21 protein-coding genes and 1 pseudogene are annotated in these 19,061 nt (G+C 62.5%); 11 read left to right on the forward strand and 11 right to left on the reverse strand.

What is annotated here, in order from left to right; genetic code table 11:
* Window positions 1-2: 2 nt before the first annotated feature.
* Window positions 3-200, reverse strand: a complete 198-nt coding sequence (locus AB4Z00_RS18465) for a hypothetical protein (protein WP_313443403.1) — start codon at window positions 198-200, stop codon at window positions 3-5.
* An 86-nt stretch (window positions 201-286) separates the two neighbouring features.
* On the opposite strand from AB4Z00_RS18465, the gene AB4Z00_RS18470 reads away from it, so the two are divergent.
* The 3 genes from AB4Z00_RS18470 (at window position 287) to AB4Z00_RS18480 (ending at window position 2,135) form a co-directional block, all read left to right on the forward strand.
* Window positions 287-601, forward strand: a complete 315-nt coding sequence (locus AB4Z00_RS18470) for a hypothetical protein (protein WP_442046854.1) — start codon at window positions 287-289, stop codon at window positions 599-601.
* A 260-nt stretch (window positions 602-861) separates the two neighbouring features.
* Window positions 862-1,500, forward strand: a complete 639-nt coding sequence (locus AB4Z00_RS18475) for a Bax inhibitor-1/YccA family protein (protein ID WP_036528818.1) — start codon at window positions 862-864, stop codon at window positions 1,498-1,500.
* An 11-nt stretch (window positions 1,501-1,511) separates the two neighbouring features.
* Entirely contained in the window at window positions 1,512-2,135 is a 624-nt protein-coding gene (locus AB4Z00_RS18480; RefSeq protein ID WP_442046855.1) for an HdeD family acid-resistance protein, read from the forward strand.
* A gap of 76 nt (window positions 2,136-2,211) precedes the next feature.
* On the opposite strand, the gene acpP is transcribed toward AB4Z00_RS18480, so the two are convergent.
* From acpP to AB4Z00_RS18510, 6 genes and pseudogenes are all read right to left on the reverse strand, one after another.
* On the reverse strand, window positions 2,212-2,448 hold the full coding sequence (acpP, locus tag AB4Z00_RS18485; RefSeq protein ID WP_313443281.1) for an acyl carrier protein: 237 nt from the start codon (window positions 2,446-2,448) through the stop codon (window positions 2,212-2,214).
* Between the two features lie 218 nt (window positions 2,449-2,666).
* The gene (locus AB4Z00_RS18490) at window positions 2,667-4,007 is read right to left on the reverse strand and encodes an HD-GYP domain-containing protein (protein ID WP_313443279.1); all 1,341 of its coding nucleotides are present in this window, start codon (window positions 4,005-4,007) and stop codon (window positions 2,667-2,669) included.
* Between the two features lie 64 nt (window positions 4,008-4,071).
* Complete coding sequence (locus tag AB4Z00_RS18495; RefSeq protein WP_442046856.1) at window positions 4,072-6,033, reverse strand: PAS domain S-box protein; 1,962 nt, start codon at window positions 6,031-6,033, stop codon at window positions 4,072-4,074.
* A 30-nt stretch (window positions 6,034-6,063) separates the two neighbouring features.
* Window positions 6,064-6,360 carry a PAS domain-containing protein gene (locus tag AB4Z00_RS18500; protein ID WP_313443274.1) on the reverse strand — a complete coding sequence of 99 codons (297 nt, stop codon included), beginning with the start codon at window positions 6,358-6,360 and terminating at the stop codon, window positions 6,064-6,066.
* Window positions 6,361-6,507: 147 nt separating this feature from the next.
* The gene (locus AB4Z00_RS18505) at window positions 6,508-6,927 is read right to left on the reverse strand and encodes an acyl-CoA thioesterase (protein ID WP_442046857.1); all 420 of its coding nucleotides are present in this window, start codon (window positions 6,925-6,927) and stop codon (window positions 6,508-6,510) included.
* Window positions 6,928-6,986: 59 nt separating this feature from the next.
* Window positions 6,987-8,593 (reverse strand): annotated as a pseudogene (locus tag AB4Z00_RS18510) (phosphoenolpyruvate carboxykinase).
* A gap of 95 nt (window positions 8,594-8,688) precedes the next feature.
* On the opposite strand from AB4Z00_RS18510, the gene AB4Z00_RS18515 reads away from it, so the two are divergent.
* The 5 genes from AB4Z00_RS18515 to AB4Z00_RS18535 all read left to right on the forward strand — a co-directional run bounded on the left by AB4Z00_RS18515 (window position 8,689) and on the right by AB4Z00_RS18535 (window position 11,924).
* Window positions 8,689-9,012: a helix-turn-helix domain-containing protein gene (locus AB4Z00_RS18515; RefSeq protein WP_313443379.1), complete on the forward strand. Its 324-nt coding sequence runs from the start codon at window positions 8,689-8,691 to the stop codon at window positions 9,010-9,012.
* Window positions 9,013-9,026: 14 nt separating this feature from the next.
* Window positions 9,027-9,335: an alkylphosphonate utilization protein gene (locus AB4Z00_RS18520; protein WP_011950649.1), complete on the forward strand. Its 309-nt coding sequence runs from the start codon at window positions 9,027-9,029 to the stop codon at window positions 9,333-9,335.
* Window positions 9,336-9,366: 31 nt separating this feature from the next.
* Window positions 9,367-11,004 carry a Na+/H+ antiporter gene (locus AB4Z00_RS18525; RefSeq protein WP_442046858.1) on the forward strand — a complete coding sequence of 546 codons (1,638 nt, stop codon included), beginning with the start codon at window positions 9,367-9,369 and terminating at the stop codon, window positions 11,002-11,004.
* A 47-nt stretch (window positions 11,005-11,051) separates the two neighbouring features.
* Window positions 11,052-11,387 carry a hypothetical protein gene (locus AB4Z00_RS18530; RefSeq protein ID WP_442046859.1) on the forward strand — a complete coding sequence of 112 codons (336 nt, stop codon included), beginning with the start codon at window positions 11,052-11,054 and terminating at the stop codon, window positions 11,385-11,387.
* A gap of 168 nt (window positions 11,388-11,555) precedes the next feature.
* Window positions 11,556-11,924, forward strand: a complete 369-nt coding sequence (locus AB4Z00_RS18535) for a response regulator (RefSeq protein ID WP_442046860.1) — start codon at window positions 11,556-11,558, stop codon at window positions 11,922-11,924.
* A gap of 40 nt (window positions 11,925-11,964) precedes the next feature.
* Here the strand turns inward: AB4Z00_RS18535 and AB4Z00_RS18540 are convergent, their stop codons facing one another.
* Window positions 11,965-13,458 (reverse strand): ABC1 kinase family protein, encoded by a 1,494-nt coding sequence (locus AB4Z00_RS18540; RefSeq protein ID WP_442046861.1) that lies wholly within the window; start codon window positions 13,456-13,458, stop codon window positions 11,965-11,967.
* A gap of 155 nt (window positions 13,459-13,613) precedes the next feature.
* Between AB4Z00_RS18540 and AB4Z00_RS18545 the strand changes: the two genes are divergently transcribed.
* Complete coding sequence (locus AB4Z00_RS18545; protein ID WP_313443471.1) at window positions 13,614-14,459, forward strand: transglutaminase-like domain-containing protein; 846 nt, start codon at window positions 13,614-13,616, stop codon at window positions 14,457-14,459.
* A gap of 19 nt (window positions 14,460-14,478) precedes the next feature.
* Entirely contained in the window at window positions 14,479-14,859 is a 381-nt protein-coding gene (locus AB4Z00_RS18550) for a PilZ domain-containing protein (RefSeq protein ID WP_313443473.1), read from the forward strand.
* A 228-nt stretch (window positions 14,860-15,087) separates the two neighbouring features.
* Here the strand turns inward: AB4Z00_RS18550 and AB4Z00_RS18555 are convergent, their stop codons facing one another.
* Window positions 15,088-15,330 carry a hypothetical protein gene (locus AB4Z00_RS18555; RefSeq protein WP_313443475.1) on the reverse strand — a complete coding sequence of 81 codons (243 nt, stop codon included), beginning with the start codon at window positions 15,328-15,330 and terminating at the stop codon, window positions 15,088-15,090.
* 131 nt (window positions 15,331-15,461) lie between these two features.
* Window positions 15,462-16,355: an SDR family oxidoreductase gene (locus AB4Z00_RS18560; protein WP_442046862.1), complete on the reverse strand. Its 894-nt coding sequence runs from the start codon at window positions 16,353-16,355 to the stop codon at window positions 15,462-15,464.
* A 440-nt stretch (window positions 16,356-16,795) separates the two neighbouring features.
* On the opposite strand from AB4Z00_RS18560, the gene AB4Z00_RS18565 reads away from it, so the two are divergent.
* Entirely contained in the window at window positions 16,796-17,242 is a 447-nt protein-coding gene (locus tag AB4Z00_RS18565) for a ferritin-like domain-containing protein (RefSeq protein WP_442046863.1), read from the forward strand.
* Window positions 17,243-17,428: 186 nt separating this feature from the next.
* Here the strand turns inward: AB4Z00_RS18565 and AB4Z00_RS18570 are convergent, their stop codons facing one another.
* Window positions 17,429-18,880: a L,D-transpeptidase family protein gene (locus AB4Z00_RS18570; RefSeq protein WP_442046864.1), complete on the reverse strand. Its 1,452-nt coding sequence runs from the start codon at window positions 18,878-18,880 to the stop codon at window positions 17,429-17,431.
* Window positions 18,881-19,061: the final 181 nt, after the last annotated feature.

The following is a 19,061-nucleotide window of genomic DNA, read 5'->3' on the forward strand; positions in this document are numbered from 1 at the left end:
GCTTACATCCAAAACCAATATGCGAGCGCACCAGCCGCGACTGCGTAAGCGATCAAATATGCAACCATTCCCGCCTTGGATACGTTGCCGCGCTCATCAGTCGCCGCCTCRATGTACCGCACGGGATCGTCGTACTTCACAGTGACGATCGGTCCGCCGGAGAGGTCCTTCGTCTGATTATACGTGTCCAGGTCGAACATACAAAATCCGCAACCTCCGCTGCAAATATGAGCCAATTCCTTACTGGAATTTGGATTTCTTCACAAGCCTGCGGGCGGGCAATCTAATGTTCCAGAAGAGAGAGCCCGCCGAAAATCCTAGGCATGCGGACCTAGACCTGTCGAGCAACCTCGCATTTATGTTTTCGTGGCTTCTCGTTTCAGCGTTGGGGCTGCTGCCGTTGTTCGACGAAACGCTCCCACGTGATCCCACACCTTCCGCGTCGGCGCTGCTCGTCTTTTTCGTTGCCGTTGGATCGGCCGCCGTGCTCAGGCGGCACTTCAGCTGGGTTGGCCTCGCCATGCACGTCATCAGCCAGATTTTCATGTGGCTGTCCGTGTTCTGCGTGACGCTCGCGGGCGTCCTTTACACAGCCGGGTAGAGGCAGGGCTCAGGTCTTGAAACCACGGAAACCGAAACACATTTTTCGTTTCGTGGGCCGGGCTTGTCGCACGGAACGAGAGGCCGGCGCACCGGGCGTGCTCGGTGTTGCGGTTCGCTATAAGCCTCTCGCTGCGCCAGCGCGATCTGTCGTCTTAATCGATGGAGAGAGCTATGGATTCATTGTTCAATCGGACGATGCCTTCGCAGCGCAGGGCAAGCCCCATCGACCGGGGCTTCGATGCCGGCCTGCGAAACCACATGATCGGCATCTATCGCAACATGGCGCTTGGTCTTGCCCTTACCGGTCTGGTCGCGTTTGGCGTGGCGTCCACGCCGGCCTTGTACGAGCCCATCTTCGGCACGCCGCTAAAGTGGGTGGCGATCTTTGCGCCTCTGGCTTTCGTACTTCTGCTATCATTCGGCCTACATCAGATGTCGGCCGCCATGGCCCGGACAGCCTATTTCGTCTTCGCCGGCGTCATGGGCATCTCGATGGCAAGCATCTTCCTGATGTTCACGGGCGAGAGCATTGCGCTCGCCTTCTTTACGGCCGCGGCGGTGTTCGCGGCGATGAGCCTCTGGGGCTATACCACCGGCGCTGACCTGTCGCGTTGGGCCCCGATCCTGATGGTGGGTCTGCTCGCTGTCGTGGCGGCCAGCATCGTCAACCTGTTTCTAGGATCCTCGACGTTGCAGATGCTGTTCTCGATCGCGGGCATCGTGGTGTTCACCGGCCTGACGGCTTGGGATACGCAGCGTCTCAGGAACGAGTATTACGCCTATGCCGGGCAGGAAGAGGCAAGCAAACTCGCCATCGTTGGCGCACTCTCGCTCTATCTCAACTTGATCAACCTGTTCCAGTTGCTGCTGACCTTCATGGGTCAGCGGCGCGAGTAAAGGAGGACGGTATGCACGATACCTCGCTCTGGCGTAGCGTTCCGCTGGTGGCGCAAAACTGGAAATGGATGATGGTTCGCGGTGTCCTGGCTCTGGCGCTGGGCAAAGCGGCGCTGCTCTTCCCTGCGGGCGCACTCTTTGCCTTCACGATGCTGTTTGCCGCCTTTGCTGGCGTCGATGGCATTGCCTCGCTGATTGCCGGGATACAGGGCGCCGCGCACAAGGAGGACCGGTGGATTGCCTTGGTCCTGCGCGGCGTGATCGGACTGGTAGCAGCCGGCCTCTTTGTAGCCTTGCCGCTGGAATTCACGGTCAGCTACGCGTTGGCGACGCTGGTTCTGGTTGCTGCCTGGGCCATAGCGGTCGGCCTGCTCGAGATCGTCGCGGCAGTACGGCTGCGCAAGGAAATCCGCGGGGAAGTGCTCCTCGCCCTTTCCGGCACGATCACCGTCGGGCTAGGCGTCGCGATATTGGTCCTGCTCTATCTGCAGCCGATCGCCTCGATCCTGTCCGTCGCATGGCTTATCGGCGCCTGGGCTCTGCTCGGGGGCGGTCTGCTAATCATCCTCGCCTGGCGCCTGCGCGCTTCACGACAGGCGCCCAAAGACCTTGGGACAGAGGCGGTGGCGGCGTAAAGCCATAAGGAAGCGTGCGGCGGCCTAAGTCGAAACTTGGGCCGCCGCATCGATCCTGAGCGTGGCGGCAGGTGCCTCAGACCATCGCGGCTTCGATGTAGAGAATAGCATCCTTTACCGTTGCAATCTTCTCGGCATCATCGTCCGGAATCTGGACGTCGAAGCCTTCCTCGATCGCCATGACGAGTTCGACCACATCCAGGCTGTCCGCACCCAGATCCTCCATGAAGCGGGATTCCGGCCTCACCTTGTCGGGATCGACACCCAGTTGTTGGGCAACCAGGTTTGCAACGCGCGTAGCAGTACCGGTCATGTCTTTGCCCCCGGGCCATGCTGGCGGATGCCGCACGGCATTCTCTGGCCCTTCTCTAGACGCTAGAGCCCCAATCGTCACGTAAACTCGCCGAAATCTGGGCGGCTTATAGACGGCAGGCACTCCCAGACCCCAGACCTGTGCTTCAGACATTTGCGCCGGGATTTGGCGATGAGGACGCCGTTGGCGTCAGTGGCGGCGGTTGTCGCCCAGAACGATCAATTTCCCGCTGCGAAGCGCCGTTGGTCCATGCCTGGCGAAGCGATGTTGGCTTGGCCCGCTCCGATCAGATCAGCCGTCGGCATGCGGTTATCGAGCACGAACGCCTGGATGACCGGCCATCGCGGACCAAACCAGGCCTCACCGTTTTCGATTCCGATCGCGGCATCGCCTTTCAGGGTCGCCGAGCAAATCACGATTTCGGGCGGCAGGAACTCGCGCTCCGTCGTTGAGAAGAAAGCGCGCACGGCCGGCATGGTCGGTTCGCGGGCGTTGCCGGCGACGACGATCCCGAGCCGATTGGTGCGCAGGCGCACGAGCGTGCCCACGGGATAGATGCCGATGCTGGAGATGAAGGCATCGAGCACGTCGGGATCGAAATGGCCCTCCCATTCGAGCATTTTCGCCAGGGCATCGGACGGCGTCCAAGGGTCCTTGTAGGGGCGCCGGGAGGTTACCGCATCATAGACGTCGCACACCGCGCCCATGCGCGCATGAAGCGAGAGCTGCTCCGCGGTCAGGCCGAACGGGTAGCCGGTGCCGTCGACGCGTTCGTGATGGTGCAGGCAGACATCGAGGGCGATGGGTGAGATGCCCTCGGTCATCAGCAGAAGCTCGTGCCCCTTTTGCGGATGCGCGCGGATGATCTCGAACTCGTCATTGTTCAGCGAGCCCGGTTTGTCGAGGACGGTGCCCGGTACCGCCATCTTGCCGATGTCATGCATCAGGCCGGCCATGCCCAGGTCGCGCGTCAGGCTTTCCGCCAGGCCAAGCTGGCGACCAAGATTGATCATCAGCGCGCAGACCGCGACCGAATGCAGATAGGTATATTCGTTCTTGCGCTTGAGGCGGGTCACCTTGATCATCGCGGCAGCGTCCCGGATCACCGATTCCGCGATCTCATCAACAATGGGCTCGACGTCGCGTAGCGCCACCGCCTTGCCCATGCGCGCCTCGCCGAACATACGCATGATCACCCGTTTCGACCGTTGGATCGCTTCGGTGGCGCGCTGTACCTCGTCGACATCGACAATCAGCCGCCGCGGCGAGGGCGAGGGCGCGGGGAAGGAGCGCCAGTGACGCGCAGCTTCCACGCGTTTTGCGGGGGCGGGCGGCGGCGTGAGAGGGGCGGGGGGTATTGGCGCGGTGACGCAGATCGGAGCGGCGCCTTTCTCGTCGTCGATGAAGACGGCCTTCACGCCCGACGCCCGGATTTCGCTGACATCAGCCTGGGTGAGCACAAATTTTGTGCGCCAGAAGGGGTGGAGGAGCCAAAAGCCTTCGAATCCGACCAGATACATTCCAGCTTCAATCTGATCGATGGCAATCCTGCGCTTCATGATACCTCCCCGCGAGACTTGCCCCGCGGGCGGCTAAATTCCGGTTAACTTGTCGCAGGTGGGCTCAGATTTGCGCCTTCGCGGGACAACTTGGTGCCTCGGCCCGCAAAGACGCCTGGGTCATCGTTTCGCGCACCCGCTGGGCAAGAACATCCATTTCAAATGGCTTGGTGATCAGACCCATGCCTGGCTCGAGAAAGCCGGCGGCCTGCGTCGCCGTCTCCGCATACCCCGTCATGAACAGGATCGGGAGATCGGGGCGGCAGGACCGGCCCGCTTGCGCGACCAGACGTCCGTTCATACCCGGAAGCCCTATGTCGGTGAGAAGCAGGTTGATGACCTGCGACGACTTGAGGATATCCACGCCTTCGGGTCCATCCGCTGCCTGGAGCACATGATAGCCCAGCTCTATAAGCTGATCGACCACCAAAGTCCGCACGAGGGCTTCGTCTTCCACCACCAGCACCACCTCGCCCACTTCCGCGACAGCTGTCAGGCAGGGTCCATCGGGCGCCGCCGCCGGTTCGAGCGCGGCGGCATGATAGGGGAGATAGAGATGGAAGGTCGTTCCGTCGCCCAGGGCGCTGTCGATGGCGGCGTGGCCTTCGGATTGCCTGGCAAAGCCATAGACCATGGAGAGGCCCAGACCAGTGCCCTGGCCCATGGCCTTGGTGGTGAAAAACGGTTCAAAGGCGCGCCGGACCGTTTCCGCGTCCATGCCGACCCCGGTGTCGGTAACCGCCAATACGACATAGCGCTCGGGCTCTGCACCCTGTTCGGAGAGCGGGGTCTCGAGCGTCGCGTTGCGGGTCGCGATGGTCAGCGTTCCGCCCGCGGGCATCGCATCTCGCGCGTTGATTACGAGATTGAGCAGCGCATTTTCGAGTTGGTTCGGATCGCATTTCGCGGTCCACAGATCGGACGCCAGCGAGAGACGAAGCGAAATGCCCGCATCGAGCGTGCGGCGAACCATGTCTTCGAGTGAGTGGATAAGGCTGTTGATCGCGACCGGCTTGGGATCGAGGGGCTGACGACGGGAGAAGGCGAGCAGCCGATGGGTCAGCGCCGCAGCGCGGGCCGAAGCGTCGGACGCCATTGTGATCAGGCGGTCTATGTCACCCAGTCGGTTCTGGGCAATCCTGCGCCGCATGATGTCGAGGCTGCCGCTGATGCCTTGCAGCAGATTGTTGAAGTCATGGGCGATGCCGCCGGTCAACTGTCCGACCGCTTCCATCTTCTGCGCTTGGCGCAGGGCTTCTTCGGCTTCGTTCAGCGCCTTCGCGCCTTCGACTTCGGCCGTTATGTCGCGGCCAAAGCCATAGAGTTTCCCCGCATCCGGAACGGTCGTCCACTGGATCAGGCGATTGGCACCGTCACGGGCAAGGAGAACGGTGCGATATTCCTCGAGCGGGATTCCGGAGGCCAGCCTGTCGATCTGCTCGGCCCAGGCCATGTCGTCGCCCACGATGAACTCGGTGCTGCGCTTGCCGAGGGATTCCTCTCGCGTCCAGCCCACCACTTTTGTCCAGGTCGGATTGACGTCGACGATGATGCCGTGTCGGTCGGTGACGAGCTTGAGCACGGGCGAGAGTGCCCAGATCCTCTCTCGGTCGCGGACAACCTCCCGTTCGGCGGTTACGTCGCGGCCGACCGCGTGGATACGGTCGGCCGCGGGGACCGCCGTCCAGGCCAGAAGGTGATAGTCACCGCTGCGCGCCCGGTAGCGGTTTTCGAACGACAAAGTATCTGTCCCGCCCGCCAGCTTTGCGACCTGGGCGGCGGTCGCCGCGATGTCCTGGGGATGGATGAACTGGGCAAGCGGCCGTCCGACCATCTCATCCTCGCTCCATCCCAGCATGGTGGTAGCGCTCGGGTTGATGGCCGTGATCACACCGTCGAAGGTGCATACCAGCATCAGGTCGCGTGAGAGCGACCATAGTCTGTCGCGATCGGCCGCAAGCTCCACAAGCTTTTGCTGGTTGCAGTCAATGGTGCTGCCGACCCATCGCACAATGGCGCCGTCCACATCGCGGATCGGGGTGGCTCGAACCTGGTGTCAGATCCAGGCGCCGTCCTCGCGCTGAAGACGAAACTCGGCATCATAGATCGCGCCGGAGCCGACCGCCTGTTTCCAGCATTGCGCCGCGCCCGCGCGATCATTGGGATGGACGATCGAGAGCCACTTGTCCCCGAGCAGATCGTCCGGTGTGCGTCCGGTATAGGACAAGAGCGGGTCATTGAACCAATCGGCCGCGCCGGCGGACGTTGCGGTCCAGACATGGCCCGGCAGAGCCTGCGCTGCCGCGCGGAACTGGACCTCGGCGAGCAAAGGCGGAGACGGAGCCTCAGGCACGCCCGACACTCTTGCCTGCCGTAAGTTGCACAGTCGTGGCCCCCCGCTTGCGTTTCGTAAACTCCCGATCGCGCTCCGGCGAACAGGCGTGCCGGTAGCTCAGTATTCGGTTTGGATGCCCCCAGACGGGCTGGTGGGCAGCTATGTTCAAGTCGAAGCGCCAGGCGGATCGGCGGTGAAGAAGTGCTGGATCACCTCCCGCGCCAGACGGGCGGGACGAAGGGTGGCCGCATCGACGCAGCACCAGCTCGACTTCACTTCCGCGAGCACCTCTTCGCCTCGGCGGATCACTGTATCGTAGAAGGCGCGCGCGCCCTGAACCTTTTCCAGCAGGACCGTGGCGATGACGCGGTCGTCCAGAAAGGTCGGACGCCGATAGGTGATCTCATGCTTGAGCGCGACCCAGAGATGGGCCGCGACGGCCTCCCTGGGTGCGAGCGAGCGCCAGTGATCGAGTACGGCATCCTGTACCCATTTGAGGTAGCTGGCATTGTTGACATGACCCATGAAGTCGATGTCGGAAGGATCGATGCCGATCTCGAAAGCGTGTGGAATCGCGGTGGTCATAGTCCTTATCATAGCACAAGCAGGCTGGAACGCCCGTTCCCTTATCGAGACGTTGGCGATCACGCCTCGGCGGCGTGAAGTTCGACGCGCGGCCCGGCATTGCGGACGGTGAGATCGACGGCATCCTCGAACTGCACGAAATTCTCGGCGAACAGGCGGGCAAGCTTGGCCGCGGTTGCGTCATAGGCAGCCTTGTCCGCCCACGTTTCGCGCGGGTCGAGGATGGTGTCGTCGACCTCGGGCGCGGCGACGGGAACCTGAAACCGAAAGATCGGATCGATCCGGCAGGTGACGCCGTCGAGATTGCCATCGAGCGCGGCATTGAGAAGTGCGGGCGTCACCTTGATCGGCATGCGTCTTCCGGTGCCGTAGCTCCCGCCGGTCCAGCCCGTATTGACGAGCCAGCATTTGACGTCACCTCGCGCGATGCGATCCTTGAGCAGATTGCCGTAGACGGACGGATGGCGCGGCATGAAAGGCGCGCCGAAGCAGGTGGAGAAGGTTGCGGTTGGCTCGGTCACGCCGATTTCGGTGCCTGCCACGCGCGCCGTGTAGCCCGAGAGGAAATGATACATGGCCTGCTCGGGCGTTAGTCGCGCGATTGGGGGCAGGACGCCGTAGGCATCGGCTGTCAGGAAGATGATGTTGCGGGGAACAGGCCCTAGATTGTCGGCCGACGCGTTGGGTATGAATTCGATCGGATAGGAGGCCCGGCTGTTTTCGGCGAGACTGTCATCATCCAGGTCGATGACCCGCGTTTCAGGATCGATCACCGCATTTTCGAGGATCGTGCCGAAGCGGCGGGTAGTGGCGTAGATCTCGGGCTCCGCCTCGGGCGACAGACGGATCACCTTGGCATAGCAGCCGCCCTCGAAGTTGAAGATGGCGCTGTGCGACCAGCCATGCTCGTCGTCGCCGATCAGCGTGCGGCTCGCATCGGCCGACAAGGTCGTCTTGCCGGTACCGGAAAGGCCGAAGAATACGGCTGTGTCACCCTCGGGCCAATGTTGGCCGAGCAATGCATCGGCATCACCCCCTTTTTGGGCAGCAAGTAATTAAGGAGACTGAAGACGGACTTCTTCATCTCGCCGGCATAGGCCGTGCCGCCGATCAGAATGAGCTTCTGCGCGAAATTGACCGCGATCACGGTTTCGCTGCGGCAGCCATGGCGTTCAGGATCGGCCCGGAAGCTCGGCAGGTCGATGATCGTATATTCAGGCACGAATGTCGCGAACTCATCTCTGCTGGGACGAACCAGCAGGGTCCGAACAAAGAGACTGTGCCAGGCAAGCTCGGTGTAGACCCGTACTGCAATGCGATGCTCGCTCTGCGAGCCCCCGAAGAGATCCTGAAGAAAGACGGTGTCCTTCGCGCCCAGGGCGCTCAGGAAGTCTTGCTTGAGCGCCGCGAAATGCTCGGGCGACATGGGAACATTGGTCTTGCCCCACCAGATCGCCGCCTCGGTCTCGGCATCCTTGACGATGAACTTGTCCTGCGCCGAACGGCCCGTATGCTTGCCCGTGGCGACGACGAAGGCCCCGTCGCGCGAAAGCACGCCCTCTCCCCGGCGCAGCGCATGCTCGATCAGGGGCGCGGTGCCCAGATTGCGATGCAGCGAGCTGGAAGCTTGAGGCGCGAAAGCGATGGGAAGTCCTGGGAGGCCAATGGTCGATCCTTGAGAGTCTGGTTTCGTAAGCCTTATTACACATGATCCGTGATTGATAAGATTGCAATTTGATGTTTCATACGTCATGAGGGCGTATGATCACTTCGCAACAGATGCGTGCGGCTCGCGCCCTTCTCGGGATTGACCAGCGCCAACTCGCCCAGCTCGCGCAGCTTTCGCTGCCGACCATCCAGCGCATGGAAGCCTCGGAGGGGCAGGTACGCGGCGTGGTCGACACCTTGGTAAAAGTGATCGGCGCGCTTGAAAGTGCCGGCATTGAACTGCTCGGCGAGAACGCGCCGAGCAGCGGGGTTGGACGCGGAGTGCGCCTGCGTGAGACGAAGTCGGGTCGCTCGGCCGGGACCGTGCCGTCGTTGCTGTATGACCAGGAAGAGGCCGGCGCGACGCTGCCGCAGTGAACTAAGGGATGATGATGAGCAGTTCGGACGACTATGTGTATGACGAAGCATCCGGCGAATGGATCAGCCCACAGGATGCGAAGGCGCGCGCGGTAGACCCGGGCGATGCGGTCGAAGTGCGCGATGCCGTAGGCAATGTCCTTGCCGATGGCGACAGCGTCACCTTGATCAAGGACCTTACCGTCAAGGGCGCCAACCAGACGCTCAAGCGCGGCACTCTCATCAAGTCCATTCGCCTGACCGGCGACGCCCAGGAAATCGATTGCCGCTACGAGGGCATCAAGGGCCTCGTTTTGCGCGCCGAATTCGTCCGTAAGCGCTGAGCCTGCCTGGCGCTAAGATAGAGGAACCCTGTTGGAAGTCATCTCGATCGTCTTGCTTTTGCTGCTCGCGGTGATCCTGAGCGGCATTCTGTCCCGAATGCTGCCCTTGCCCTTGCCCCGGCCGTTGTTTCAGATTGGACTTGGCGCGCTCATTGGGCTGGCCGCGGACTGGCGGGTCACGCTCGACCCGGAGATATTCTTCCTCCTGTTCCTGCCGCCGCTGCTCTTCCTGGATGGCTGGCGCATCCCGCGCGAGGAACTGTTCAAGGACGGCAAGACGATCGTCGAACTGGCCTTGGGCCTCGTGGTGGCGACGGTCGTGGGGATGGGTTTTTTCATCCACTGGATGATCCCGGCCATGCCGCTTGCCGTCGCCTTCGCGCTGGCGGCGGTCGTCTCGCCGACGGACCCTATCGCCGTTTCGGCGATCGCGCAGCGCGTGCCCATTCCCAAGCGGATGATGCATATCTTGGAAGGGGAGTCGCTGCTCAACGACGCCTCGGGCCTCGTCTGCTTGCGCTTTGCCATCGCAGCGACGCTGACCGGCGCCTTTTCCCTCCACCAGGCCGCCATCAACTTCGTGTGGGTCGCGCTGGGCGGGCTGGCGGTCGGTTCGGGTCTGACCTGGCTCGTCTCGCACGCCAAGAACTGGGTGTCGCGGCGCTATGGCGAAGAGGGCGGGGCGCAGATCCTCATCAGCCTGCTTCTGCCTTTCGGCTCCTATCTTGTTGCCGAACATCTGCACTGTTCGGGGATCCTGGCCGCGGTGGCCGCAGGCCTAACGATGGGTTTCGTAGAGGGAAGCGGCGAACTTGCCGCCTCAACGCGCATCCGCCGCAACACGGTGTGGGACGTCATCCAGTTCACCGCCAATGGTGTCATCTTCGTGCTGCTCGGTGAACAGCTCCCGGCTATTCTCGCGGGCGCGGCGGAGACGGTGCGCCTTACCGGTCACCATGAACCCTGGTGGCTCGGCGTCTATGTGCTTGCGATCAATCTTGGACTGGCCGCCTTGCGCTTCCTTTGGGTCTGGCTGTCGTTCCGCTTGAGTTTCTTCCGGCAGGGCGAAGGGCAATCGACCCCGAACTGGCGTATTGTCGCGGCGATGTCCTTTGCCGGCGTGCGCGGCGCTATCACGCTTGCGGGCGTGCTCACGCTCCCGCTCGTGCTCAGCGATGGGTCACCCTTCCCGGGACGCGACCTCGCCATTTTCCTGGCGATGGGCGTCATCATAGTCTCGCTGCTCGTCGCGAGCCTTGGCCTTCCCGTCGTGCTGCGGGGCCTGCGCATGCCGCCCGAGCATGACCAGCAGAGCGCCGAAGATGCCGCGCGCGTCAAGGCGGCCGAAGCGGCCATTGCCCGGATCGAGGAGGTCCAGCACGAACTGGCCGAGGGCCGCGCGGATGCCGATCTTTATGTGTCCGCTGCCGCGCGGATCATGGACGGTTACCGCGAGCGGATCGAAAGCCGGGTGGGGACACGCGAGGAAAATGCCGAGATGCGGCGAGGGGAGGCGATCGAACGGCGCCTGCGCATCGCCGCGCTCAAAGCGGAACGGAGCCAGATCTTTCGCATGGTCCGCAAACGGGAACTCGGCAGCGAGCTTGCGCGCAAGCTCATTCGGGAGCTTGATCTCGCAGAAGCCCGCCATGCGGCCCAGCTCGGCTGACGGCGTGGACACAGGAAGCACGGAGCCAGAAAAGAAGGGAGCGGGCCATGGACGAGGCCGACCGGGAATGCAGGGTCGACGAAGCGCTGCGCCTGCTGGAGCGCGCGCTGGCCCTGGTGGACGGCGTCAACGAGGATGCGGCGATGCACGTCCAGATCGCGATCGACCGCCTCATGCCGCAGCCGAGACAGTCCCAGGTTGCGCCCGATGATTGGGACCTGATCAGCTTGCTCCCGCATCTCACCAGCCGCGTCTACTGCCTGCATCGCCATAATGGACTGGCCGTCGGAACGGTGGCGACACGGCTTGGCTTGTCCCTGGACGAGGTCGTCAAACAGATACGTTGCGCCGAGGCTTTCCTGACGGGCCACGCGATCCAGTGATCGCCGCCGCCGAGGATGCCCGTCCATAGGCGCGGGCGCAAGCGTCACAGTTCGTCGAAAATCAGAAAGAATTCTGCGCTTTTGCCGCCCTGTCTGTGAACCATGCCCCCCTGCCGCCGTTCATAGGAAAGCGGGGCTATGTGTTGCTGTATCACCGAGGATTGCATGATGGCCGATAGGCAACATGTTTTGGTTGTCGATGACGAGCCGGTGCTCCGGATGATCCTTGTCGATCTCCTGGAGGGCGAGGGCTATGCGGTCGAGGAGGCTTCCAACGCCGCCGAAGCTCTTGAGGTCCTGCAGGCGCTGCCCTCGATCCGGATTGTCGTCACCGATATCCAGATGCCGGGATCGATGGATGGCTTGCGCCTGGCGCGCTATATTCGCGATGCCTATCCTCCGATCGCTCTTATCGTTTCCTCAGGCGCCATCCGGCCTGAGCAAGGCGCGCTGCCCGACGATGCTGTCTTTCTCTCGAAGCCGGTCGACCATCGCGAATTGCTCCGCGTGATCGAGGACCGCCTCTCGGCCGCCTGAAAAGGCAGCCGCGGAGCGGCAAGCCTCCATCAGGGGCGCCTTAGAAAAGCGCGACAGCCGCCGCAAGGATGAGTGATCCTGCGACAATGGCACCCGCGATCCACCGCCCAGCTGCGGCGATCTCCGTGCCCCCACGCTGCGGAGGGATGAACTGATCGCGCTCCAGCCGCTCGATGATCAGCCTCAGCAGCCGCGGGCCATCCTGCCCGATCCTTGTGATCTCGAGCAGCAGACCTTGGAGTACCGGGGTCCAGGCAGCGGGATCGAGCCGCGAGGCAACGATGCGCACTGCAGCCTGTCGCAGGGCAAGGGTCAGGTCGAAGCCGGGGGCGATGTTGGCGAGGACGCCATCGATCGTCACCAGTGCCTTGAAGATGAGGAGCAGGTCGGGCGGAACGGTCAGCCGCTCCTGCCGCATGAGCGCGAAAAAATCGTTGACCAGGGTGGCGAGCACCAGGCGCGTGCCGCCATGGCGGGCGACAAGCTGTTCGGCCGCCAAAAGGAGCCGCTCGCGAGGCGGGCTCTCACCGGCGGACCACAGGGCGAGCGTCTCCGCCAGGGCTTGCGGATCCCCGATATTGATGGCCTGGACGAAGCGCAAAAGCTCTTCCCGGCGCCGGGGGCTGACGTGGCCGATGAGGCCTAGATCCAGCAAGGCGAGGCGGTTTCCGGGCAAGCACAGGAGATTGCCGGGGTGGGGATCGGCATGGAACCGGCCGGTGAGAAGGACCATGTCGAGCACGACCTGAGCGCCGAGAGATGCGATCACGTGGGGATCGATGCCCGCCGGCACGAGCGCCTCTGCCGAGCGCGGCGCGACCCCTTCGACATAATCCATGGCAAGGAGCGTTTCCGACGTCCATTCCCAGTGGATCCCGGGACTGACGACCTGCGCGTTGCCGGCGAGGTCGGCGCGCAGGCGGTCGGCATTACGGGCCTCGTTGGTGAAGTCGAGTTCCTCCAGGATTGCGGAAGCGAGCTGTTGGACGAGCGCGGTGGGAGCAAAGTGCCGGATTTCCGCACTGGCCCGCTCGAGTACCGCCGCGAACTGGGCGATGAGGCGCAGATCCGCTTCCATGCGGGGACGGATGCCGGGCCGCCGGACCTTGAGGACGATGGCGCGACCATCGGGCAGGTGGGCGCGGTGGACCTGCGCCATCGAAGCGGCGGCAAGCGGCTCGGGATCGAACGCGGCGAATGCCTTGCCGACAGGTTCTCCCAAAGCCTCCTCGATGGCGGGCCGCACCATTTTCGCCGCCTGGCTGTGAAGCCGCTCCAATTCGGTGATCCAGTCGGGAGGAAGAAGATCGCTGCGCGTGGCGAGAATTTGCCCGAGCTTGACGAAGGTGGGACCCAATTCCTCCAGCGCCAGGCGCGTGCGTGCGGGCAGCGCCGCTGCCTCGCCCGAAAGGGCATCTTTGCTGCCCAGGCCGAGCCGGTCGATCGCCGTATCGAGGCCATAGCGCGCCAGGACCCCGGTGACCTCACCAAGACGCTCCCGGTCCCGGGCCGCTACCATAAAGCTTCTCAACATGGTCCCAGAGATAGGCGCTGCGCTTCGGAAACGAAGGGGCGACGTTTTCGCGACCGGCGCGGTGCGCCGGCAGGAACGTAGGAAGCAAGGGCGTGTTTCGTGAGAGCCATCCCGCGCGTCGTGCAGGGCTGCGCCCTGTTACGCGAAGGATCCTGATGAAGATCGCCATCCATGCCCAGCTCGACTATCGGTTCGACCGGCCGACAGACGTCCTCTTGCAGCTCGAAGCCGCGGCGATCCCCGAGCAATCGATCGAGGAAGCGCACATCGACCTGTCCGAGACGGATCACTTCGCGCGTGTCGCCGCGCACGATATGATCGGGGAGCGGATCTGGGTGCGCGTCGGCAGCGAACTGCGTGTCGAATACAAGGCGACTGTCTCGATCAACCGGATCCTTGACGATTGCCTGGCGCTGCCAGCGATCCCGCCCCACCAGTTGCCGGGCGAAACCGTGCAATATCTGATGCCCTCGCGCTATTGTCCTTCTGACCAGTTCCAGTCCTTCGTCTGCGCTGAATTCGATAGTCTGGAGGGCGGCCAGAAAGTCATTGCCATGCGCGACTGGGTCCATGGCCACCTCAGCTATGTGCCGGGCGCCAGTACGTCGGATACGACCGCCGCCGACACTTTTATCCGCCGGCAGGGCATCTGCCGCGACTATGCCCATGTTCTGATCACCCTGGTGCGAGCCGCTGGTATCCCGGCGCGTATGGCCAGTGTCTATGCGCTCGGCGTCGAGCCCCAGGATTTTCACGCGGTGGCGGAGGTGTTTCTGGGCGGCGAATGGCATCTGGTCGATGCGACCGGCATGGCGCAGGAAGCGGCAATGGCCAAGATCGGCGTGGGATGCTGCCGACATCGCGTTCCTGACCGCTTACGGCCGCGCTGTCCTCAACAACCAGACTGTCAAGGTTACCGCCGCGCCCTGACAGCCGGGGAGTGCCGAGCCTGCGCGGAAAAGGCGCCGTTCACCGATCCTTTACACCGCTGGCGCACATAGGCCTTACGGGGGGTGACACGTGAACCAGGCGGCCGGCAAGAGCGATGAAAGACAGTTTCCGCGCGAGGCGATTGCGGCCACGGCCGTCTGCCGAACATCACGCAGCAAGATCGCCGGACACGTCTCCAACCTGTCGCGGGGCGGCTGCTGCTTGGTGACCAGGGGCCAGCGGGTCGCTCCCGCAAAGATGGTAACCCTTCGCCTGGAAGGCCTGGACGGTATTCCCGCAACAGTGCGCTGGGTCGCCGGCGAGAAGGCGGGATTATCCTTCGACTGGCCGCATTACGAGCCGCTACACGATCATATCGTAGCGCTGCGCGGCACGCTTTCGGCAGGAGAAAAGGCGGCATGGGGGCGTCACATAAAACGGACCCAGATATACGCTAACGAGCGCCGGTGACGGAAATCGCCTGTTTGTCACACACTACGATGAATGACGCGGCCTGGGACAAAACTGCCGTTCGCGGGCCGCGCCGGAAATGGCAGGTCCCTATCCAACACCTGCCATTCCTGGAGCACTGAAGATCGTTCCAGGAACCCCGCACGACGGGCCGAAAGACGAATGTCCGGTTCGCCGCCGAACCATAAGGATAGCTGACATTCGAGCGGGTTTCGGGCCCACTGCGTTTTAGGTCTGGTCCGGCACAGCCCGTACCTTGGCGGCCAACCGGTCAATGCCAAATGGCTTTGCGAGGAATTCGGTGCCGGGATCGAGCTGACTGTTATGAACCACAGCGTTGCGGGTGTATCCCGTGGTGTAGATCATCTTGACGTCGGGAAGAATGGCTTGCGCCCGATCGGCAGGTTCCGATACCCGGCATGATGCGGCGACCATGGCCAGCGCCGCCCTATCGCTTGCGTGGCGGATCAAAGAGACGACTCAACTCGATGTGCAATGTGTGAGCGGGCTTAATTCCGCGACACCCCACGTGCGTCTCGCATTCGGTATCATTCACAAGTTCTAACTGGCGACCCGGCGAAGGGCCGGGCCGCCAGGATATCTTAAGCGATGCCGGCGCCGCCGGTCACGCCATAGACTTCTCCCGTGATGTAACTGGCCTCCTGCGAAGCGAGGAGCACGTAAACGGGCGCAATTTCGACCGGCTGCCCGGGACGACCGAACTGGGTCTGCTCGCCAAACTTGGCGACCTTTTCCTGAGGCTGGCCACCACTAGGCTGCAGCACAGTCCAGAACGGACCAGGGGCCACGACGTTGGCCCGAATGCCTTTTTCGATCAATTGTTTTGCAAGTGCCTTTGTATAGGCGACGATGCCCGCCTTGGTCGTGGCATAGTCCAGCAGAATATCGGACGGCTCATAGGCCTGAACCGACGCCGTCGTTATGACTGATGCGCCCGCGGGCAGGTGAGGAACGGCAGCCTGGGCAATCCAGTGCAATGCGTAGAGATTGGTTTTGAGGGTCTTGTCGAAATCCTGCGAACTGACCTCGGCAACGCTCTCGCGAAATTGCTGGCGACCGGCATTGATGACCAGGATATCCAGGCCGCCAAGTCCGCTCACTGCGTCCTCGACCAGCTGCTTGCTCCAGGCCTCGTCGGTAATGTCGCCGGGCAAAGCCACGGCTTTGCGGCCTTCAGCTTCGATGAGGGCAAGGACTTCCTTCGCGTCCTTTTCCTCGTCAGGCAGGTAGGCAATGGCGACATCTGCACCTTCGCGCGCGAAAGCGATTGCAGCAGCACGCCCGATACCGGAATCGCCCCCTGTGATGAGAGCCTTTCGTCCTTTGAGCTTGCCGGCCCCGACATAGCTGTCCTCGCCATGATCAGGCTTGGGGTCCATTTCCGCGGCAACGCCGGGCGCCGTCTGCGGCTGTTCTGGAAACGGGGGCTGCGGATACTGTGTGCGAGGATCTTGCAGTGCGAGGCGGTCGGTCATGAACGCTCCTGTCATTTGGATGGGCCCGCTCTCGGAAGCGGGCAGGCAAGAACCAAAACGGCCGCGATGTGCCTGGTTCCATATCTCATCCAGTCCGGCGCCGAAGATGCGCCAGGGCGTTCCTCGGCAGACGCTGCCCGACAAGAATACCCTTTGTTCATGAACGGCGTGCTGCTGGCCCTGTCACGACGCTGACAGTTCCGAATTGGCCCGATCCCCACCACACCTTGTCACTTATCGATGCGGGGTAATTTGATACGGCAAGTCTGGATTAACGGAGTCATCCATTAAGGCTACAGGTGGGTCCGGTTCAACAGTAGCAACTGTCCGATCAAGGTGTCGCCGACCGTCGCATCAAAGCCAGGCTATAGGATGTTTCGCTTCGAAGGGATCAAGTTTGCCGGCTGATGGTTAAAGCAACTCTCAAGAAGGATAACATTATGACCACGCAAAGCACGATCTCAACGCTCAACGGCCTGATCAAAACGACCCTCGATAGCATGAAGGGCTATGAGGACGCTGCCCAGGATGCTGAGAGCACCCAGTTCGCTACGATGTTCGCTGAGTTCGCGCGCGACCGCAGCGCGGCGGCGACCGACCTTCAGGCCGAAGTTCGCCGATTGGGTGGAACCCCTGAGGACGACAGCAGCTTCCTCGCCGCCGCTCACCGCACGTTTATGGACCTGAAGCAGGCTATTACTGGCAAAGACGACAAAGCGATCATCCAGGAAGTCGAGCGTGGTGAAGACCACATCAAAGCCAAGTTCGAAGACGCGCTGCGCGACAGTGAGCTGGAACCGTCTTCGCGCTCCGCTGTAGAAAAGGCGTTCGTATCCGTCAAAGAAGGTCACGATAAAATGAGCGCGTTGAAGCACAGCATTGCATGACAAGGTTAAGGCCGCCCGTTTATGGGCGGCCTTTCTACGTCCGGACGAAGGCTGCTTCGGTGGCTTCTGGTCATTCATGGATGATACCGGAGAGAATGAAGCTCCAGACGACGGAAAAGGCATCAATCGACCAGTAGCGTAGGATCGCCAACATCCGCATGCGGGCGATCCTTTTTCGAAAGTAGCTTAAGGCCCTACGTCGCTCCCAGAGGTACGCAGGCGATAACCTTGACGCGACGAAAAGCCTAGGGCAGCGGCCACGGGGTCATTCCAACCATAGGGGTCAGAGCGGATGACGGGCTCACCATCCTCACCGAGCACCAAAGTCTGGTAGAGCAACCTCACGGGAATCTCGCGCGGCAGCTTGACGAACGTCTCTTCGCCGGTCGCACGAGCTTTGTGCCATTCGTCGAGTACGCCTTCGTTCTTCGCAAGCATCTCGGCGAACCCCAGAGCATCTTCTACGCGCACGCAGCCGTGACTGCGCTGACGCTGGACCTCTTGGAAGAGCTGCTTGGCGGGCGTGTCGTGCAGGTAGATCTGGTGTTCGTTCTTCATGTCGAACTTCACGAGGCCGAGTGAATTTTTCGGTCCAGGCTGCTGGACAACCCAGCCATCCTTCCATGCCATGTTATTGCGCTCAAGGTAGGCGCTCCCCTTGCCGGCGATCTCCTTGTTCTGGATCGAGCGCGGCACTGTCCACGTTGGGTTGGCGACGAGGCGATAGATCGGCGATCCCAACTGCGGTGTCTCGTTCTCAGGCTCACCGACGACCACTTTGCGGCTGTCGGCGACCTTACCGTCGCGCCAGTAGAGCAGGCGTCCCGCGGCAACGTTGACGTCGATGCGCGTGGGGGCGGGACTGCGGTCGAGCCAGCGCAACCGCTCCATCGCCACGGCCATCGTCCGGGCCCGATCCGCGTCCGACAGGTTGAGGATTTCGAGAGCGTCAGCGCCGATGACGCCATCCGGCTTGATTCCGTAGTCGGCCTGCATGCGCTGCACCGCGCGGACCATTGTGGGGTTGTAGGTGTTTCCTCGCGCAGCAGAGCGATTGAGGTAGTCGGAGGCGACAAGCTGGCGCGCGATCGCGGGAACCCGCGCGTCAGTGGCGCCAGGCTTCAGCGGCTCGCCCTTGTCGGGGATCGTGGAGGCGGGCGCGCTGCCCTGCTTGCGCAGCGCGAGATAGGACCTGGACAGCGCGCGGTAGCCGTCGTCCTGCGGAGCCAGCCCATCGAGCCATTTGTCCAGATTGCCTTCCTTGAGAGCTGCACCCAGACCATTCAGCAGGTTCGGATTGGGCCGGGTGATGGTATAGACGTCATAGAGCTTGGCAGGATCTGACGCCCCGCGGGCTAGCGCCGAAGCGTAACGCAACGCGCTTTGCGTCAGGGCGCGGTCGCCTTCGGCATTGCCGGGCTGGCCATCCACAGCGAACCGCACCCGGTCGAGGCCATGCGCGGCACGGCGGCTGATTGCATCGCGCAACTGCCGGACAGCCCCATCATTCCAGCGCACCTGGTCGATGTTGATCGGCGGTGCTTCGGTTGTCTGGGACGTATTGTCAGGCTTCGAATGGCACGCGGGAAGCGCGACCGTCAGGGCCAGCAACGAGCAAGCGATCACACTTCTATGCACACGGATCTCCTGGTAAGACCCTTATGACAACTTATGTAAATCACGTAGGTTTCACGCTGCCCTAAGCGCGGGCTGCAAAGACCATCCGTCCTTCGCCCAGGAAATTGAACACGTCGCTGAGCTTATCCTCGCCGACCGCGAAGCATTCCTGACTGTCAACGGGCACCGAACTTTCCCCAGA

Origin of the sequence: Novosphingobium sp. YAF33 (assembly GCF_052113265.1) — a bacterium.
GTDB lineage: Bacteria > Pseudomonadota > Alphaproteobacteria > Sphingomonadales > Sphingomonadaceae > Novosphingobium.

What these genes read in the sequence shown, in the direction of transcription:
- AB4Z00_RS18540 (WP_442046861.1), bottom strand. Translation starts at nt 13,458, where the DNA reads ATGTTGAGAAGCTTTATGGTAGCGGCCCGGGACCGGGAGCGTCTTGGT.
- AB4Z00_RS18530 (WP_442046859.1), top strand. Translation starts at nt 11,052, where the DNA reads ATGGACGAGGCCGACCGGGAATGCAGGGTCGACGAAGCGCTGCGCCTG.
- AB4Z00_RS18505 (WP_442046857.1), bottom strand. Translation starts at nt 6,927, where the DNA reads ATGACCACCGCGATTCCACACGCTTTCGAGATCGGCATCGATCCTTCC.
- AB4Z00_RS18560 (WP_442046862.1), bottom strand. Translation starts at nt 16,355, where the DNA reads ATGACCGACCGCCTCGCACTGCAAGATCCTCGCACACAGTATCCGCAG.
- AB4Z00_RS18515 (WP_313443379.1), top strand. Translation starts at nt 8,689, where the DNA reads ATGATCACTTCGCAACAGATGCGTGCGGCTCGCGCCCTTCTCGGGATT.
- AB4Z00_RS18480 (WP_442046855.1), top strand. Translation starts at nt 1,512, where the DNA reads ATGCACGATACCTCGCTCTGGCGTAGCGTTCCGCTGGTGGCGCAAAAC.
- AB4Z00_RS18565 (WP_442046863.1), top strand. Translation starts at nt 16,796, where the DNA reads ATGACCACGCAAAGCACGATCTCAACGCTCAACGGCCTGATCAAAACG.
- AB4Z00_RS18470 (WP_442046854.1), top strand. Translation starts at nt 287, where the DNA reads ATGTTCCAGAAGAGAGAGCCCGCCGAAAATCCTAGGCATGCGGACCTA.
- AB4Z00_RS18490 (WP_313443279.1), bottom strand. Translation starts at nt 4,007, where the DNA reads ATGAAGCGCAGGATTGCCATCGATCAGATTGAAGCTGGAATGTATCTG.
- AB4Z00_RS18520 (WP_011950649.1), top strand. Translation starts at nt 9,027, where the DNA reads ATGAGCAGTTCGGACGACTATGTGTATGACGAAGCATCCGGCGAATGG.
- AB4Z00_RS18475 (WP_036528818.1), top strand. Translation starts at nt 862, where the DNA reads ATGATCGGCATCTATCGCAACATGGCGCTTGGTCTTGCCCTTACCGGT.
- AB4Z00_RS18535 (WP_442046860.1), top strand. Translation starts at nt 11,556, where the DNA reads ATGGCCGATAGGCAACATGTTTTGGTTGTCGATGACGAGCCGGTGCTC.
- AB4Z00_RS18545 (WP_313443471.1), top strand. Translation starts at nt 13,614, where the DNA reads ATGAAGATCGCCATCCATGCCCAGCTCGACTATCGGTTCGACCGGCCG.
- acpP (WP_313443281.1), bottom strand. Translation starts at nt 2,448, where the DNA reads ATGACCGGTACTGCTACGCGCGTTGCAAACCTGGTTGCCCAACAACTG.